The following is a 14579-nucleotide window of genomic DNA, read 5'->3' on the forward strand; positions in this document are numbered from 1 at the left end:
GCAGGGGCCACCAACACCAATGAAGGGGCGCTTATACGGGTGTGATGGGGGGAGTCAACGGGGGAAGTGAAGAACGGGTTGTCGCCCGCCCGTGGGGTCACGATCCAAACCCCGATCCGTCCCACTTTATCTCTTGGCTATGGTGTGTCCTGTCACAGTCCTACCCAGCCTAACCAAATCACCTCTGCGCCGGACGGGCAGCCGACGGGCCTCATCCCCAATCGCACTTTACCGCGTCGTTCCCGCGCAAACATCGTGCCGATGGCAGCTTACGATATGATCATTTACCAGCCCGCAAGCCTCCATCCAGGCGTAGACAATCGTCGGGCCGCAAAACTTGAACCCCGCCCTTTTCAAATCTTTCGATACCTGCTCGGACAGTGGGGTCTTGGGCGGGACATCGGACTGGGTCGCAAAGCGGTTTTGCAACGGCATCCCATCTACATACCGCCACATGAACGCATCAAAGCCACCTTTCGCCTCGACCTCCTGCCAGGCGCGCGCATTGGTGATCGCCGCTTCAATCTTGCCCCGATGCCGGATGATGCCTGCATCGCCCAACAGCCGTGCCACACCCGCCTCGTCCCAGCCCGCGATCACATGCGGATCGAAACCCGCAAATGCGGCGCGAAAGTTGTCGCGTTTTTTAAGGATCGTGATCCAGCTCAACCCCGCCTGAAACCCATCCAGGATCAGTTTTTCCCACAGCGCCCTGCTGTCATACTCCGGCACACCCCACTCGGTGTCGTGGTACTGCTGGTATATCGGCTCGTCTCCTGCCCACCCACAGCGCTGCATTCTGGCCCCTCTTCTGATTAACCTCTTTGGCAAAAATGCAGCGGGTTAAGCCGACGTTATCACCTCATCGACCATACAATCCCGGAGACAATCAAAAGAGTAAAGCCGTGGTCAACCGCTTCAAGCGCAGATTTGCAGACGTCCCGCCGGGGTCAGACAACCCGCTGAACCATGCAGTGACCCGCCGTGATGCCAATACGCTCGACATGGTTCGCGACGCGATCACCCACAAACAGACGCTGCTGGCGTTCCAGCCGGTGATGCGCGCCAGCGACCAGACCAAGATCGCCTTTTACGAGGGGTTGATCCGGGTGCTTGATGAAACAGGCCGCGTGATTCCCGCCCGCGACTTCATGCATGTCATCGAAGACACGCCAACCGGGCGCGAAATTGACGTTCTGGCCCTGCGCATGGGCCTTAGCGCATTGCACGACAACCCCGGTCTGCGCCTGTCGATCAACATGTCCGCCCGGTCCATCGGATACAAGGGTTGGGGCCAGATGCTGCGCCGCTGGCTGGACCGTGACAGCACCATCGGTGAAAGGCTGATCCTCGAAATTACCGAAGCCTCTGCGATGCTAGTGCCGGAATTGGTGGCCGATTTCATGGACCAGCTGCAACCGCATGGTATTTGCTTTGCCATGGATGATTTCGGCGCAGGCCATACTGCCATCCGATATTTCAAAGATTTCTATTTTGACATCCTCAAAATCGATGGCCAGTTCATCAAAGGCATTGCACACAACCCCGACAACCGCGCCCTGACTGCGGCGCTGATCTCCATTGCTTCGCATTTCGACATGCTGACGGTTGCCGAATGTGTCGAAAACGCCGAAGACGCCGCGCTACTGACCCAGATGGGCGTCGATTGCCTGCAAGGCTATTACTTCGATGCCCCGACCACGCGCCCCGCGTGGATGCATATCGCCAAGCAAAGTGCCACTGGCTGACACGCGCCTGTTCAGTTGCCGCGGTGCAGCGCATCCGTTATCACTATCGTAATGGGTGGGAGTCGCCGGATACCCAACTTTATGCGTGCCGGTCAATTCCCGCCATTTAGGTAGAGGAATTACAATTAATGACCAATGTCGTCATCGCATCCGCCGCCCGTACTGCCGTTGGCAGCTTCGGGGGCGCATTTGCCAACACGCCTGCCCATGATCTGGGCGCCACCGTGCTTAAGGAAATCGTAGCGCGCGCCGGTATCGACGCCTCCGAAGTGTCCGAAACCATTCTGGGTCAGGTGCTGACCGCCGCCCAGGGTCAGAACCCTGCCCGTCAGGCCCACATCAACGCAGGCCTGCCACAGGAATCTGCGGCTTGGTCGATCAACCAGGTCTGTGGCTCCGGCCTGCGCGCCGTGGCACTGGCCGCACAGCATATTCAACTGGGCGATGCCGCCATTGTTGCCGCCGGTGGCCAGGAAAACATGACCATGTCCCCCCATGCGCAAAACCTGCGCGCGGGTCAGAAAATGGGCGATCTGCAATTCATCGACACAATGATCCGCGATGGCTTGTGGGATGCGTTCAACGGCTACCACATGGGCCAGACCGCCGAAAACGTCGCCAACAAATGGCAGATCACCCGCGAACAGCAGGACGAATTTGCCCTCGCCTCGCAGAACAAGGCTGAAGCCGCGCAAAAGGCGGGCAAGTTTGCCGATGAAATCGTGGCCTATACGGTCAAGAACCGCAAAGGCGACATTACCGTGGATCAGGACGAGTATATCCGCCACGGCGCCACCATCGAACTGATGCAGAAACTGCGCCCCGCCTTTACCAAGGACGGTTCGGTCACTGCCGCCAACGCATCGGGCCTTAATGACGGTGCCGCCGGTGCCCTGCTGATGTCCGCCGACGAGGCCGAAAAGCGCGGCATCGAGCCGCTGGCGCGCATCGCATCCTATGCCACCGCCGGGCTGGACCCGTCGATCATGGGTGTGGGCCCGATCTATGCCTCGCGCAAGGCGCTGGAGAAAGCGGGCTGGAAGCCGGAAGATCTAGACCTGGTCGAAGCCAACGAAGCCTTTGCCGCACAGGCCTGCGCCGTCAACAAGGACATGGGGTGGGACCCGTCGATCGTGAACGTCAATGGCGGTGCCATTGCCATCGGTCACCCCATCGGCGCATCTGGTGCCCGTATCCTCAACACGCTGCTGTTCGAAATGCAGCGTCGCGGTGCCAAAAAGGGTCTCGCAACTTTGTGCATTGGCGGCGGTATGGGTGTTGCCATGTGCCTTGAGCGCCCCTAAAACTAAATTTGGCGCGCAATTTTGTTGCGCGCCAATACATGCATTTGCAATAACGTTACCTTGAGGGAGGAGCATTATGTCACGTATCGCTTTGGTCACCGGAGGCAGCCGTGGCATCGGCGCCGCCATTTCGACCGCGTTGAAGGACAAGGGCTATACCGTTGCCGCGACCTATGCTGGCAATTACGAAGCCGCTGCGAAATTCACCGCCGAAACCGGCATCAAAACCTACAAATGGAACGTGGCCGATTATGACAGCTCCAAAGCGGGCATAGCACAGGTCGAAGCCGACCTCGGCCCGATCGAAGTGGTCGTCGCAAACGCGGGCATCACCCGCGACGCGCCTTTTCACAAGATGACCCCGGATCAGTGGAACGAAGTAATCGGCACCAACCTCACTGGCGTCTTTAACACCATCCACCCGATCTGGCCCGGTATGCGCGAACGCAAGTTTGGACGCATCGTCGTGATCTCGTCGATCAATGGCCAGAAAGGCCAGTTTGCGCAGGTAAACTACGCCGCGACCAAAGCCGGCGATTTGGGGATCGTGAAATCCTTGGCCCAAGAAGGCGCGCGCGCAGGCATCACAGCCAACGCCATCTGCCCCGGCTACATCGGCACCGATATGGTCATGGCTGTGCCGGAAAAGGTCCGCGAAAGCATCATCGCGCAAATCCCCGCAGGCCGTCTGGGCGAACCCAGCGAAATTGCCCGCGCGGTGACATTCCTGGTGTCCGATGACGCAGGTTTCATCAACGGCTCGACCATCTCGGCCAACGGTGCACAGTTTTTCGTCTAACCGATGACGTCAGATCAAAAAAGCAAAAGGCCGGTTCACTCGAACCGGCCTTTTTCATTCCGTAAGAGCTGGTACCGGCTCAGCGGAAAGTCGGGTGCCGCAGCCAGCCCCAAAGTGCCGCCATCGCGGCGCCCCGCGCGGCATGGGCCTTTTGCATCGCGTTACGGACAGCGGGATTTGTTGTGGCCTCGAACATGGGATCATTCCTATCTACATCAGTGTTACTGAACTGAACCCAATATGATCCCCCTACGAAAAAGCTACAAACGAGACTTTTCAACTTATCAGTTAAGCTGTACTTAACTGATATGGTCACACGACTTCCCCCTCTTACCGCCTTGCGCGCCTTTGACGCCGCCGCGCGACACATGTCTTTTGCCAAAGCGGCGGACGAGCTGAACGTCACCCCTGCCGCGCTGAGCTTTCAGATTAAATCGCTTGAGGACCACTTGGGCGCGCCGCTGTTTCACCGCCTCAATCGCGCCGTTACCCTGACAGATGCGGGTCAGGCGCTGGCCCCTGGCGCCGCTGACGCATTCCAAACCCTCGCAACCGCATGGCGCGCGGCGCAGCGATTGCAGGACAATACCACGCTTACGGTCACCGCCGGCCCCGCCTTTACCGCAAAATGGCTGGCACCCCGACTGTACGAATTTGCCCAAGCCCACCCCGAGATCGAGCTGAGGTTTTCTGCGGCCCTCAAGATGATGGATTTTGCCCGCGACAACATTGATGTCGCCATCCGTTTTGGCGTTGGGCCCGACCCGGGGCTTTACAGTCTGCCACTGGCCGATGAATGGGTTGTCCCGGTCATGACACCCGAACTTGCCCGCCGGTATCCAACGCCCCAAAGTCTGCAAGATGCAGTACTGATCAGTGACGAATCCATCGCTTTTCTTGACCCACCCGTTGACTGGCCGGCATGGTTTCGCGCGATGAAACTGCCCGAACCGACCCGCTTTGGCCCCAAGTTCAGCCAGGCGGATCACGCCATTGATGCGGCACAAACGGGTGTCGGCGTCGTGCTGGGCCGCCGCGCTCTGATCATCAAGGATCTCGCAGATGGCCGCTTGGTCGCGCCTTTCCCCCTTGCCCTCCCGACCGGGGCGCGGTTTCGTTTCATCTGCCCGGAAGGGATGGAAGACCGCCCTCAGATCGCTGCGTTCAGGGCCTGGATACTATCCGAAATCGCCAAAACCGCCCCCATAGCCGCGCAGATAACCATGCTTGAGGCCACATAATGACCCGCCAGACGGCTACCGCTACCGGCTTTATTGCCGTCCTGCTCTGGGCGCTGCTCGCGCTTTTCACTGTCGGCTCGGCACCCACACCGCCCTTGCTGCTCAACACGCTGTGCTTTGCCATTGGCGGTACGTTAGGCCTGATCTGGGCTGCGGCCAGCGGCACGCTGCACCGGCTGCGCACCGTGCCGCTGCGGGTCTATGTCTTTGGCACTCTCGGCCTATTTGGTTACCACGCGCTTTACTTCTCGGCGCTGCGGCTTGCCCCCGCCGCCGAAGCCGGGTTGGTCGCCTACCTCTGGCCGCTGCTGATCGTAATATTTTCCGGCCTTCTGCCGGGCGAAGTGCTGCGCCGTGGGCATATTATTGGCGCGCTGATCGGATTTGTCGGTGCGGCGCTGATCATCACGGGCGGCGCGGGCGGGTTCAGCACGGCCTATCTGCCCGGTTACGGCCTGGCATTGCTCTGCGCGCTGACATGGGCCAGCTATTCGGTACTGTCACGCCGCATCGGCACGGCGCCAACCGCCAGCGTGGCGGTGTTCTGCCTCGCCAGTGCCGCGCTGTCGTTCCCCCTGCACCTGATGTTCGAGAATACCCACCTGCCGGACACCGCCCTGGGATGGGCCGCCATCTTCGGCCTTGGTCTCGGCCCTGTGGGCCTCGCCTTTTTTGTTTGGGACATTGGCGTGAAGCAGGGCGATATCCAACTGCTCGGCACCGCCTCCTATGCGGCCCCTCTGCTATCTACCCTTGTGCTTGTTTCCAGCGGCGTAACCGCCCCCAGCATGACACTGCTCTGGGCCACGCTTTTGATCACCGGCGGGGCGTACATTGCCGCGCGCGCCAGCTTCTCCAAACCACGCTGACACGCAGCGCCACACCGCACCCTGCGCCACACGTCGCTTCTTTTTTGGACCTTAAATACCCCCGGGGGGGGGCTTGGGGGGCTGGCCCCCCAAATTCACTCGCTTGGGCTTGGGAGGGGGCTGGCCCCCAAAATAAACCACTGGGACTTTGGGGGAGGCTGCCCCCCCAAAGCACTATCGTATAATATCTCGGAAATCAGCTCGACAGTCGATTGATTTCCTCTTTCAGCCGCAGTTTCTGCTTCTTCATGGAAGCCACTTCTAGATCATCCACGCCGGGTGCCCGCTGGGCATGTTCTACCGCGTCGCTCATCGCCTGATGTTTGCGCTTCAGTGTGTCCAGATGTGCAGTCAAAGCCATATAATCCTCCATGGTGAAAGTTCGTATTTTGAGTGGACCACAAGCCGCGTAACAAGTCACGCAGCACCGCAGCATAAATCCAAATCCGGTAAAAAAATGCTTAACCCGCCGGGAAAATAAGCGGCGCGCCGCCACGCAAAACCGCAACAACCTGCGGCACATAGCTGTCCCCTTGCGCACCGTGGTGCGCACCCCCATGCATCACCAGCGGCAGATGCAACCTGAATGCGCCGCGCCCGTTCTTGCGCGCCCGCAAGAGAATCAGTTCCGGCAATCGTCCCGCGCGCGGCGCGATGGGCAGCACCTCGACCGATCCCAGGTCATGCGGCAACGCTTGCAGCAGTTCCGGCAACCGCTCGGCGCGGTGGATGAAATACGCTTGCCCCTTGGGTTTCAGCCGCTTTGCCGCAATACGCACCCAGTCGCCCAGCGGTGTCGCTTCGCCCAGGGCCGCCTCACGCGCATCATCCGTCGACCGGATCGACGCGCCGCGATCAAAATAGGGAGGATTGGCAAGCACATGGTCGAATTGTTGCTGCCGCAGGTCCAGCGGCATTGCGGTGATATCGGCCTCAACCACCTTCAGACTGTCGCCGCCATTGCGCCGGGCCAGCGCGGCATAGGTTGGCATCATTTCAACCCCGGTCAGATCCAGCCCCGGCACCCGCGCGCCCAGACACAGGATCGCCGCCCCCACACCGCAGCCCAGCTCCAGCACGGTTTGCCCCGCCTCTGCCTGCACGCTGGCCGCCAGCAACACCGGATCAACGCCCGCGCGGTACCCCCGGCGCGGTTGCCACAGATGCAGCAGCCCGCCCAGAAATGCGTCATGGGTCAGCTCAGGCGCGCCTGCGTCGCTCACAGCCCGGTGGGAATATCATTGTCACGCAGAACCCGCAGGGCAGCGTCGTGGTCGTCTTCGCGTACCATCACCCGGCGTGGGAAAATTCCGATGCCGCCTTCGAGCACGCTCATGTTTACGTCCATTTCAAAGCAGTCTATATCCTCCCCCCGAAGAAGGGCGGTGGCAAAGGCGATGATGGTGACGTCGGTGCTGCGCAAAAGTTCCTTCATATCAGGGATGTAGGGCTAAATCAGACAGTTTGTCGAGCCTGCGGTGGGAAATAGTGATGAAAACGGACGCGACCCTAAAACCTCATGACCGCCTTGCGGCTTATCTGACCGAGGACATGAGCGCTGTCAGCGATCTGATCCGCGCACGCATGGCGTCCAAACACGCGCCGCGCATCCCCGAGGTTACCGCGCATCTGGTCGAGGCCGGCGGCAAACGCCTGCGCCCGATGCTGACGCTGGCTGCGGCGCGGATGTGCGGCTACGCGGGCCCCTATCACGTGCATCTGGCTGCAACGGTCGAATTCATCCACACCGCCACCCTGCTGCACGATGATGTGGTCGACGAAAGCGCCCAGCGACGGGGGCGGCCTACGGCGAACCTGTTGTGGGATAATAAATCATCCGTGCTGGTTGGCGATTACCTCTTTGCCCGCAGTTTCCAGTTGATGACCGAACCCGGTTCGATGCCCGTGATGCGCATCCTGTCGAATGCGGCGGCGACCATCGCAGAGGGCGAAGTGCTGCAGCTCACTGCCGCCCAGAACCTCGCGACGGACGAGGCGGTCTATCTGCAGGTCGTGCGCGGCAAGACCGCTGCCCTGTTTTCCGCCGCGACCGAGGTGGGCGGCGTGATTGCCGATGCCCCGCAGGCGCATGTCAAAGCTCTGTTTGACTACGGTGATGCCTTGGGGATTGCATTCCAGATCGTCGATGACCTGCTCGACTATCAGGGCCAGGCCAGCGCCACCGGCAAGAACATCGGCGACGATTTCCGCGAACGCAAACTGACGCTACCGGTGATCAAAGCGGTGGCACGCGCAGATGCCGAAGAGCGCGCGTTCTGGAACCGCACCATCGAAAAAGGTCAACAAGATGAGGGCGATCTCGATCATGCGCTGACGCTGCTGCACAAACACGGCACGCTGACGGCCACGCAATCGGACGCCCGCTCTTGGGCTGACCGCGCCAAAGCCGCATTGGCGCCACTGCCCGATCATGATCTCAAGGATATGTTGGTTGACCTGGCCGACTACGTGGTCAGCCGGATCAGCTAAGCACGGGCGCCGCCGCCACCCACCAGTCGGGATGTTTGGCGCTGATCCTTGCGGCGGCTGCCTGCGCCGCCGCGACACCGGGGTACAGCCCGAAACACGTCGCCCCTGATCCCGACATGCGCGCCAGCAAGGCGTCTTCCAACCCTGCCAGAACCTGCGCGATCACAGGCATCAGTTGTACCGCAGGGTCCTGCAAATCATTGCGCTGCGTTGCCAGCCAATCGGCCAGCCGGGCGGCATCGGCAAATGTCGGGATGGCGTCCGGCATCGGCGGATTAACCTTGTCCGCCAGCGCGGCAAAGACCTGTGGAGTCGGCAGCGATACGCCGGGGTTGACCAGTACTATATGACACGCGGGCAACGCAGGCAGGGGCGACAGAAGCTCGCCGACCCCCTGCATCCTCTGCGGCCCCTGCGACAGGCAGACAGGCACGTCAGCCCCCAAGACAGTTGTATCATCGGGCAGCGGCAGCCCCCAATGCTCGGCCAGGGCGAGCAGGGTCGCGGCGGCGTCCGCCGATCCGCCGCCAATGCCTGCGGCGGCGGGCAAATGTTTGGTCAGATGCACAAGCGCCCCACGCCCGGTGCCGCCATCCAGCAACTGCGCCGCACGCACCACGAGATTGCGCGCGTCCGTTGGCACGCCTGCCGCACGCGGGCCATCGACCGCAAGCTTCAGCACAGGGTCGGCGTGAACCTGCAACCGGTCACCAATGCCCAGCCGCACCACCAGCGAATCAAGCAGGTGATACCCGTCGGGCCGCTGCCCGGTGACATGGAGCGTCAGATTGACCTTGGCCCAGGCAGTCTGGGTTGCGGGCAGACCGACCTTGCCGGGGTCGCCCGAAACTTCTGCTGTCATTTTTCCGCCGTGAGCTTTAGCGCCGGGGCACCTTCTTTGGCCAAAACGGCATCTAGGCCCACTTCCAACTTGCGGCGCATCCGGTCAGGATCGGCTTCGGATTCAGCATCGTCCTTATCGACAAAGGACAGCGCCCGCCGCCACTGGAACTCTGCCTCACGCTTGCGGCCAACGGCCCAATAAACGTCGCCCAAGTGATCATTGACCACCGGGTCCACCGCGACCAGTTCAACCGCGCGTTCCATATGGTCCACCGCCTCGTCGTAGCGGCCAAGGCGGTACAGCACCCAGCCCAGGCTGTCGACGATATAGCCACTGTCGGGGCTGGCAGCGACCGCGCGTTCGATCATGTCCAGCGCCTCGTCCAGATTGCGCTGCTGTTCGACCAGCGAGTATCCCAGATAGTTCAGCACCTGTGGCTGTTCAGGGTTCAGCGCCAGCGCGGCCCGAAAATCGGCCTCGGACGCCGCCCAGTCGCCGCTGCGTTCATGGGCGATGGCGCGGGAATAGTAGAGGACCCAGCGCACGCGCGTCGTTTCTGTTGTGCGCTCCAGGGCGCGGTCGTAGGCATTGATCGCACCTTTGAAATCGTCCTGCCCGCGCAGGATATCGCCCAGCGTGGAATGCACCACCGCCAGATCACCGTGGCTGCGCGCCAGTTGTTCCAACACTTCGACCGCCTGTTCGGTCTTGCCCGAGCGCCGCAGCGCATCGGCGCGGCCCAGTTCTGCGGCGTGATAGGCCGGATTGTTGGCGGGCACGTGCTTATATTCTGCAATCGCCAGATCGTATTGCCCAAGATTCTCCAGCAGGTTCGCCGTCAGCAACAGCGCGTCGATATGGTCGGGCCGCAGATAGCGCGCCACGCGGGAATAAAGCAGCACGTAGTAATCCCCTGCAGCTTCACTCTTGAGCACGGCAGCAAAGGTAAAAAACACCTCGGCCATGCCGGCCTGCGCATCAGGGACATGGCCAAACGGCTTGGGCTCGCCTGTTTCCAGTCCTGCGATCAACTGATCAAGTTCGGGATCGGTGTCGTTGGCGAAACTGTCGCGCAGCACCTTGAGCGCGTCTTCGTTCCGGTCCAACTGACCAAGGATTTCCGCATGGGCCATCACGCCGCGCCTCGTCTGCCCGGCAGAGCCCGCCTTGTCGCTGGAGAAAATCGCCTCCGCCCCTTCAAAGTCGCCTACGCTCGCCAGGGCCAAGGCTTTGTGATACATCACAAAGCCCTGCATTCCGGCTTCTTTGCTCAGCGCGTCGAATTCAGCCATCGCGGCGGTGACATCCCCCGCGCCCATCTGCGCCCAGGCATGCAGCAGCCCGCCCACCCAGGGCCCGATGCCCGATGTATCGCCTTCACGGCTCAGCAGTGCGCTATAGTCGCCGTCCTTGGCCAACCCGGCCACGACGGTCATTTCGGCCACCTGGCTTTTGGTGCCGCTTTTCAACATTGCCTCGGCCAGGGGCATGGCCTGATCAACGCGGCCCAACGACAGATACGACAGCACCGCGCTTTCGAGCAGCTCCAGATTGCCGGGATCACGCGCCAGCGCTTCGGTGTAATAACGTGCGGCCTCGGAATAATCGCTGTTCACCGCGGCATGGCGCCCTGCCAGATAGGCCCCCGCCACCGATTGCGCACCGGCGGGCACTGCAAGGGACAGGCACAGCACCGCAGCACTGGTATAACTCAGGACATTCCGAAACATGCAAACCGCCTCATATCGCTTTTGTTCAAGCTATCAGGTCTGTTGCCGGGTGCAATGGTGCCGCCCTTGCATGCCCAATTTGTAACGGGTTTTTGCCGAAAATTTGATGTTCCAAAGGCAAAGCGGGCCGGATCGTATGCACGATCCGGCCCGCCGGGGCGCTGCCCCGGACCCCGAGGGTATTTAAGACCCGAAAAAGCGAAGGCCAGAACGGGGTTCAGTGGTACTCTTACATGTTGGGATAGTTCGGACCGTCGCCGCCCTGCGGTGTGGTCCAGACGATGTTCTGTGCCGGGTCCTTGATGTCGCAGGTCTTGCAATGCACGCAGTTCTGGAAATTGATGACGAAACGCGGCTCCTTGCCTGCCTCCTCGACAAATTCGTAAACGCCTGCGGGACAATAGCGCGCCGATGGGCCTGCGTAGGTGGGCAGGTTGAAATTCACCGGCACCGATGGGTCCTTGAGCTTCAGGTGAGCAGGCTGGCTTTCTTCGTGGTTGGTAAAAGAGAAAGCCACGTTGGTCAGCCGGTCAAAGCTCAGCTTGCCGTCGGGTTTTGGATACGCAATTTTTTTGTGCTTGTCGGCAGGTTCGGTGGCTTCGGCATCGGATTTGCCATGTTTTAACGTCCCCATCAGCGAGAAGCCAAAGGTGTTCGTCCACATGTCCAGCCCTCCCAGCGCGAGCGACGCGGTTAGCCCATATTTCGACCACAATGGTTTGACGTTGCGGACCTTTTTGAGGTCGGCAGCAATCGGACCGCCGCGCACGTCTGCCTCGTAGTCCGTCAGTTCATCGCCACCGCGCCCGCCCTGGATCGCGGCATAGGCCGCTTCGGCTGCGGCCTTGCCCGACAACATGGCGTTGTGGTTGCCCTTGATGCGCGGCACGTTGACCATGCCGACCGAGCACCCCAGCAGTGCCACACCCGGTGCCACCATCTTGGGCATTGATTGATAGCCACCTTCGGTGATCGCGCGCGCGCCATAGGCCACGCGTTTGCCGCCCTCAAGAAGGTCGGCCACCATCGGATGATGTTTGAACCGCTGAAATTCCATGTAGGGGAACAGATGCGGGTTCTTGTAGCCCAGATGCACCACGAAACCGACATAGACCTGATTGTTATCAAGGTGATATATGAATGACCCGCCGCCCGCATTGGCGCCCAAAGGCCAGCCCATGGTGTGGGTCACGGTGCCTTCTTTGTGCTTGGCGGGGTCAATTTCCCAGATTTCCTTCATGCCAAGGCCGTATTTCTGCGGTTCCTTGCCCTCGTCGAGCCCGTATTTCGCGATTACCTGCTTGCTCAGGCTGCCGCGCACGCCTTCGGAGAGGAAGACATATTTGCCGTGCAATTCCATGCCCGGTTCATAGTTCGGTCCCGGCGTGCCATCGGCCTGACGGCCCATCTCACCCGCGACCACGCCTTTGACTTCACCGTTGTCGCCGTAGACCAGTTCGGAACAGGCCATGCCGGGGAATACCTCGACGCCCATTTCCTCGGCCTGTTCGGCCATCCAGCGGCAGACATTCCCCATCGACACGATGTAATTGCCGTGGTTGTTCATCAGCGGCGGCATCGGGAAATTGGGGATGCGCAGCTTGCCCGCTTCGCCCAACATGTAAAAGTTGTCTTCTTTTACCGGTACAGTGATCGGGGCGCCTTTTTCCTTCCAGTCAGGGATCAGCGCATTCAGCCCGCAGGGGTCCAGCACCGCGCCCGACAGGATATGCGCCCCAACTTCAGACCCTTTTTCCAATACCACGACATTGCAGTCGGCATCCATTTGCTTGAGCCGGATCGCGGCAGACAGGCCCGCAGGACCGGCCCCGACGATTACCACGTCATATTCCATTGCTTCGCGTTCAATCTCGGCCATTGTGGCGCTCCCTCACCGGTAATTTGCTTTGAATTGGGCTAAACCACTGCTGCGCGCATTGCAATCGCGACCCTGCGTTTATTGCGCAGCAGGGACGGTTTGCGACATTACTTTGCGCGCGCCTTCGTCACGACACCGGACTATCGCCCATCAGATAGCGCGGCCCCGGCCCGTTTTCCGCGGCTTGGTCCACGGGGTTGTACAAAGCACAGACCTCAAGGCTCAGGCAGCCGCAGCCGATGCAGCCGTCCAGATTGTCGCGCAGTTTGACCAGCGTGGAAATGCGCGCGTCCAGGGCGGCACGAAAGCCTTCGGAAATGCGCGCCCAATCGGATTTGGTTGGCGTGCGCCCGCCGGGCAGCAGATCCAGTTCAGCCTTGATCTGGGGTAAGGTAAAACCAAATTGCTGCGCAATCATGACAAAGCTGAGCCTGCGCAGGTCAGCGCGTTGAAACCGCCGCTGGCCGCCGGAATTGCGCCAGGGTTTGATCAGCCCCTGCCGTTCGTAATACCGGATCGCAGAGACTGCGAGACCGGTCCGCTGCGCCAAGGCCCCAATCGACAACCCTTCGTTTACCGCCATATTTGATCTCGCCTAATACCTTGACCTAAAGTTAGGTTTAGCAATTACACCTAGGTGGATCAATGGTTTCAAAAAGGAAAATCCAATGTCCGCATTGCTTGAGCACGCAAACTTCACTGTCTCTGACCCGGCCGCGACGGCCCTATGGATGCGCGACGTCTTTGGCTGGCACATCCGTTGGGAAGGTGACGCAATCGCGGGCGGGCATACCAAACATGTGGGCACAAAAACGCATTACGTGGCGCTTTATTCCCCCGGCAGCCCCACTGCGGCGCAGACCAGCAGCTACCACACCATAGGCGGGTTGAACCATATTGCGGTGGTCGTCGATGATCTGGAAGAAACCGAGGCGGCGGTAAAGGCACAGGGGTTCACAACCGGCAACCACGCGGATTACGAACCGGGTCGACGGTTCTATTTCAACGATGGCGATGGCATCGAATTCGAGGTCGTCACCTACGATTGACGCCACTGCCCCGCCGATCTCCCGCCCATCCCCCCTTGCAATTGCGCGCCAGTTTGGGTCAGGTAACGGACCAGTTGAATTTGCAATCGGCCGCCCCCCGGCTCACTACCGGGTGCGGCCCTCATTACGTAGGCATACCGCCATGGAAAAGATCCCGATGACCCGCAACGGCCACACCGCATTGGAGGTGGAGCTGAAGCATCTGAAATCCGTGGAACGCCCCGCCATCATCAAAGCCATCGCAGAGGCCCGCGAACATGGTGACCTGTCGGAGAATGCCGAGTATCATTCTGCCAAGGAAAAGCAGTCGTTCATCGAAGGCCGGATCAAAGAGCTGGAAGGCGTAATTTCGCTGGCCGATGTGATTGACCCGTCAAAAATGTCCGGCACAATCAAATTTGGTGCCAAGGTGACCTTGGTCGACGAGGACACCGACGAAGAAAAGACCTATCAAATCGTTGGCGAATACGAGGCGAATATCGAACAGGGGCTTTTGAACATCAAATCCCCCATCGCCCGCGCGCTGATTGGCAAGGACGAAGGTGATTCCGTCGAAGTGCGCACACCAGGGGGCAGTAAATCCTATGAGGTTGTCAAAATCGTCTACGCGTGACGGGGTCCGCTGA

General features: G+C 60.4%; 16 protein-coding genes. 8 read left to right on the forward strand and 8 right to left on the reverse strand.

Annotated elements, in window-relative coordinates; genetic code table 11:
- Nucleotides 1–228: 228 nt before the first annotated feature.
- Nucleotides 229–798, reverse strand: a complete 570-nt coding sequence (locus AC1965_RS14805) for a DNA-3-methyladenine glycosylase I (protein WP_483884614.1) — start codon at nucleotides 796–798, stop codon at nucleotides 229–231.
- A 107-nt stretch (nucleotides 799–905) separates the two neighbouring features.
- Here AC1965_RS14805 and AC1965_RS14810 point away from each other — a divergent pair, with 107 nt between their 5' ends.
- The 5 genes from AC1965_RS14810 (at nucleotide 906) to yddG (ending at nucleotide 5961) form a co-directional block, all read left to right on the forward strand.
- Complete coding sequence (locus AC1965_RS14810) at nucleotides 906–1748, forward strand: EAL domain-containing protein (RefSeq protein WP_483884615.1); 843 nt, start codon at nucleotides 906–908, stop codon at nucleotides 1746–1748.
- Between the two features lie 128 nt (nucleotides 1749–1876).
- Entirely contained in the window at nucleotides 1877–3052 is a 1176-nt protein-coding gene (locus AC1965_RS14815; protein ID WP_483884616.1) for an acetyl-CoA C-acetyltransferase, read from the forward strand.
- Nucleotides 3053–3128: 76 nt separating this feature from the next.
- Nucleotides 3129–3851, forward strand: coding sequence for an acetoacetyl-CoA reductase (gene phbB / locus AC1965_RS14820; RefSeq protein WP_483884617.1), 723 nt, complete (start codon nucleotides 3129–3131; stop codon nucleotides 3849–3851).
- Nucleotides 3852–4159: 308 nt separating this feature from the next.
- Complete coding sequence (locus AC1965_RS14825) at nucleotides 4160–5092, forward strand: transcriptional regulator GcvA (RefSeq protein ID WP_483884618.1); 933 nt, start codon at nucleotides 4160–4162, stop codon at nucleotides 5090–5092.
- On the forward strand, nucleotides 5092–5961 hold the full coding sequence (yddG, locus tag AC1965_RS14830; RefSeq protein WP_483884619.1) for an aromatic amino acid exporter YddG: 870 nt from the start codon (nucleotides 5092–5094) through the stop codon (nucleotides 5959–5961). The genes AC1965_RS14825 and yddG overlap by 1 nt, the downstream gene beginning before the upstream one ends.
- Before the next feature lie 196 nt (nucleotides 5962–6157).
- Here the strand turns inward: yddG and AC1965_RS14835 are convergent, their stop codons facing one another.
- From AC1965_RS14835 to AC1965_RS14845, 3 genes are all read right to left on the reverse strand, one after another.
- The gene (locus tag AC1965_RS14835) at nucleotides 6158–6322 is read right to left on the reverse strand and encodes a YdcH family protein (protein WP_483884620.1); all 165 of its coding nucleotides are present in this window, start codon (nucleotides 6320–6322) and stop codon (nucleotides 6158–6160) included.
- 100 nt (nucleotides 6323–6422) lie between these two features.
- Complete coding sequence (locus tag AC1965_RS14840) at nucleotides 6423–7184, reverse strand: tRNA1(Val) (adenine(37)-N6)-methyltransferase (protein ID WP_483884621.1); 762 nt, start codon at nucleotides 7182–7184, stop codon at nucleotides 6423–6425.
- Nucleotides 7181–7396 (reverse strand): putative signal transducing protein, encoded by a 216-nt coding sequence (locus AC1965_RS14845; protein ID WP_483884622.1) that lies wholly within the window; start codon nucleotides 7394–7396, stop codon nucleotides 7181–7183. Before AC1965_RS14845 ends, AC1965_RS14840 begins: the two co-directional genes overlap by 4 nt.
- A 56-nt stretch (nucleotides 7397–7452) precedes the next feature.
- Here AC1965_RS14845 and AC1965_RS14850 point away from each other — a divergent pair, with 56 nt between their 5' ends.
- Nucleotides 7453–8451, forward strand: coding sequence for a polyprenyl synthetase family protein (locus tag AC1965_RS14850; RefSeq protein WP_483884623.1), 999 nt, complete (start codon nucleotides 7453–7455; stop codon nucleotides 8449–8451).
- Here AC1965_RS14850 and AC1965_RS14855 read toward each other — a convergent pair.
- From AC1965_RS14855 to soxR, 4 genes are all read right to left on the reverse strand, one after another.
- Nucleotides 8444–9313, reverse strand: a complete 870-nt coding sequence (locus tag AC1965_RS14855) for a 4-(cytidine 5'-diphospho)-2-C-methyl-D-erythritol kinase (protein WP_483884624.1) — start codon at nucleotides 9311–9313, stop codon at nucleotides 8444–8446. The two genes, AC1965_RS14850 and AC1965_RS14855, sit on opposite strands and share 8 nt — an antisense overlap.
- Nucleotides 9310–11025 (reverse strand): tetratricopeptide repeat protein, encoded by a 1716-nt coding sequence (locus AC1965_RS14860; protein WP_483884625.1) that lies wholly within the window; start codon nucleotides 11023–11025, stop codon nucleotides 9310–9312. Before AC1965_RS14860 ends, AC1965_RS14855 begins: the two co-directional genes overlap by 4 nt.
- 229 nt (nucleotides 11026–11254) lie before the next feature.
- Nucleotides 11255–12904 carry an electron transfer flavoprotein-ubiquinone oxidoreductase gene (locus AC1965_RS14865; RefSeq protein ID WP_483884626.1) on the reverse strand — a complete coding sequence of 550 codons (1650 nt, stop codon included), beginning with the start codon at nucleotides 12902–12904 and terminating at the stop codon, nucleotides 11255–11257.
- A 127-nt stretch (nucleotides 12905–13031) separates the two neighbouring features.
- On the reverse strand, nucleotides 13032–13487 hold the full coding sequence (soxR, locus tag AC1965_RS14870; RefSeq protein ID WP_483884627.1) for a redox-sensitive transcriptional activator SoxR: 456 nt from the start codon (nucleotides 13485–13487) through the stop codon (nucleotides 13032–13034).
- Nucleotides 13488–13572: 85 nt separating this feature from the next.
- Here soxR and AC1965_RS14875 point away from each other — a divergent pair, with 85 nt between their 5' ends.
- Together AC1965_RS14875 and greA are read left to right on the forward strand one after the other, a co-directional pair.
- The gene (locus tag AC1965_RS14875; RefSeq protein WP_483884628.1) at nucleotides 13573–13953 is read left to right on the forward strand and encodes a VOC family protein; all 381 of its coding nucleotides are present in this window, start codon (nucleotides 13573–13575) and stop codon (nucleotides 13951–13953) included.
- 142 nt (nucleotides 13954–14095) lie between these two features.
- Nucleotides 14096–14566, forward strand: a complete 471-nt coding sequence (gene greA, locus AC1965_RS14880; RefSeq protein WP_483884629.1) for a transcription elongation factor GreA — start codon at nucleotides 14096–14098, stop codon at nucleotides 14564–14566.
- The last annotated feature ends 13 nt before the right edge of the window (nucleotides 14567–14579 follow it).

Source organism: Sulfitobacter sp. KMM 9851 (assembly GCF_057178245.1).

What these genes read in the sequence shown, in the direction of transcription:
- AC1965_RS14805 (WP_483884614.1), bottom strand. Translation starts at nt 798, where the DNA reads ATGCAGCGCTGTGGGTGGGCAGGAGACGAGCCGATATACCAGCAGTAC.
- AC1965_RS14815 (WP_483884616.1), top strand. Translation starts at nt 1,877, where the DNA reads ATGACCAATGTCGTCATCGCATCCGCCGCCCGTACTGCCGTTGGCAGC.
- phbB (WP_483884617.1), top strand. Translation starts at nt 3,129, where the DNA reads ATGTCACGTATCGCTTTGGTCACCGGAGGCAGCCGTGGCATCGGCGCC.
- AC1965_RS14825 (WP_483884618.1), top strand. Translation starts at nt 4,160, where the DNA reads ATGGTCACACGACTTCCCCCTCTTACCGCCTTGCGCGCCTTTGACGCC.
- yddG (WP_483884619.1), top strand. Translation starts at nt 5,092, where the DNA reads ATGACCCGCCAGACGGCTACCGCTACCGGCTTTATTGCCGTCCTGCTC.
- AC1965_RS14835 (WP_483884620.1), bottom strand. Translation starts at nt 6,322, where the DNA reads ATGGCTTTGACTGCACATCTGGACACACTGAAGCGCAAACATCAGGCG.
- AC1965_RS14845 (WP_483884622.1), bottom strand. Translation starts at nt 7,396, where the DNA reads ATGAAGGAACTTTTGCGCAGCACCGACGTCACCATCATCGCCTTTGCC.
- AC1965_RS14850 (WP_483884623.1), top strand. Translation starts at nt 7,453, where the DNA reads ATGAAAACGGACGCGACCCTAAAACCTCATGACCGCCTTGCGGCTTAT.
- AC1965_RS14855 (WP_483884624.1), bottom strand. Translation starts at nt 9,313, where the DNA reads ATGACAGCAGAAGTTTCGGGCGACCCCGGCAAGGTCGGTCTGCCCGCA.
- AC1965_RS14860 (WP_483884625.1), bottom strand. Translation starts at nt 11,025, where the DNA reads ATGTTTCGGAATGTCCTGAGTTATACCAGTGCTGCGGTGCTGTGCCTG.
- AC1965_RS14865 (WP_483884626.1), bottom strand. Translation starts at nt 12,904, where the DNA reads ATGGCCGAGATTGAACGCGAAGCAATGGAATATGACGTGGTAATCGTC.
- soxR (WP_483884627.1), bottom strand. Translation starts at nt 13,487, where the DNA reads ATGGCGGTAAACGAAGGGTTGTCGATTGGGGCCTTGGCGCAGCGGACC.
- AC1965_RS14875 (WP_483884628.1), top strand. Translation starts at nt 13,573, where the DNA reads ATGTCCGCATTGCTTGAGCACGCAAACTTCACTGTCTCTGACCCGGCC.
- greA (WP_483884629.1), top strand. Translation starts at nt 14,096, where the DNA reads ATGGAAAAGATCCCGATGACCCGCAACGGCCACACCGCATTGGAGGTG.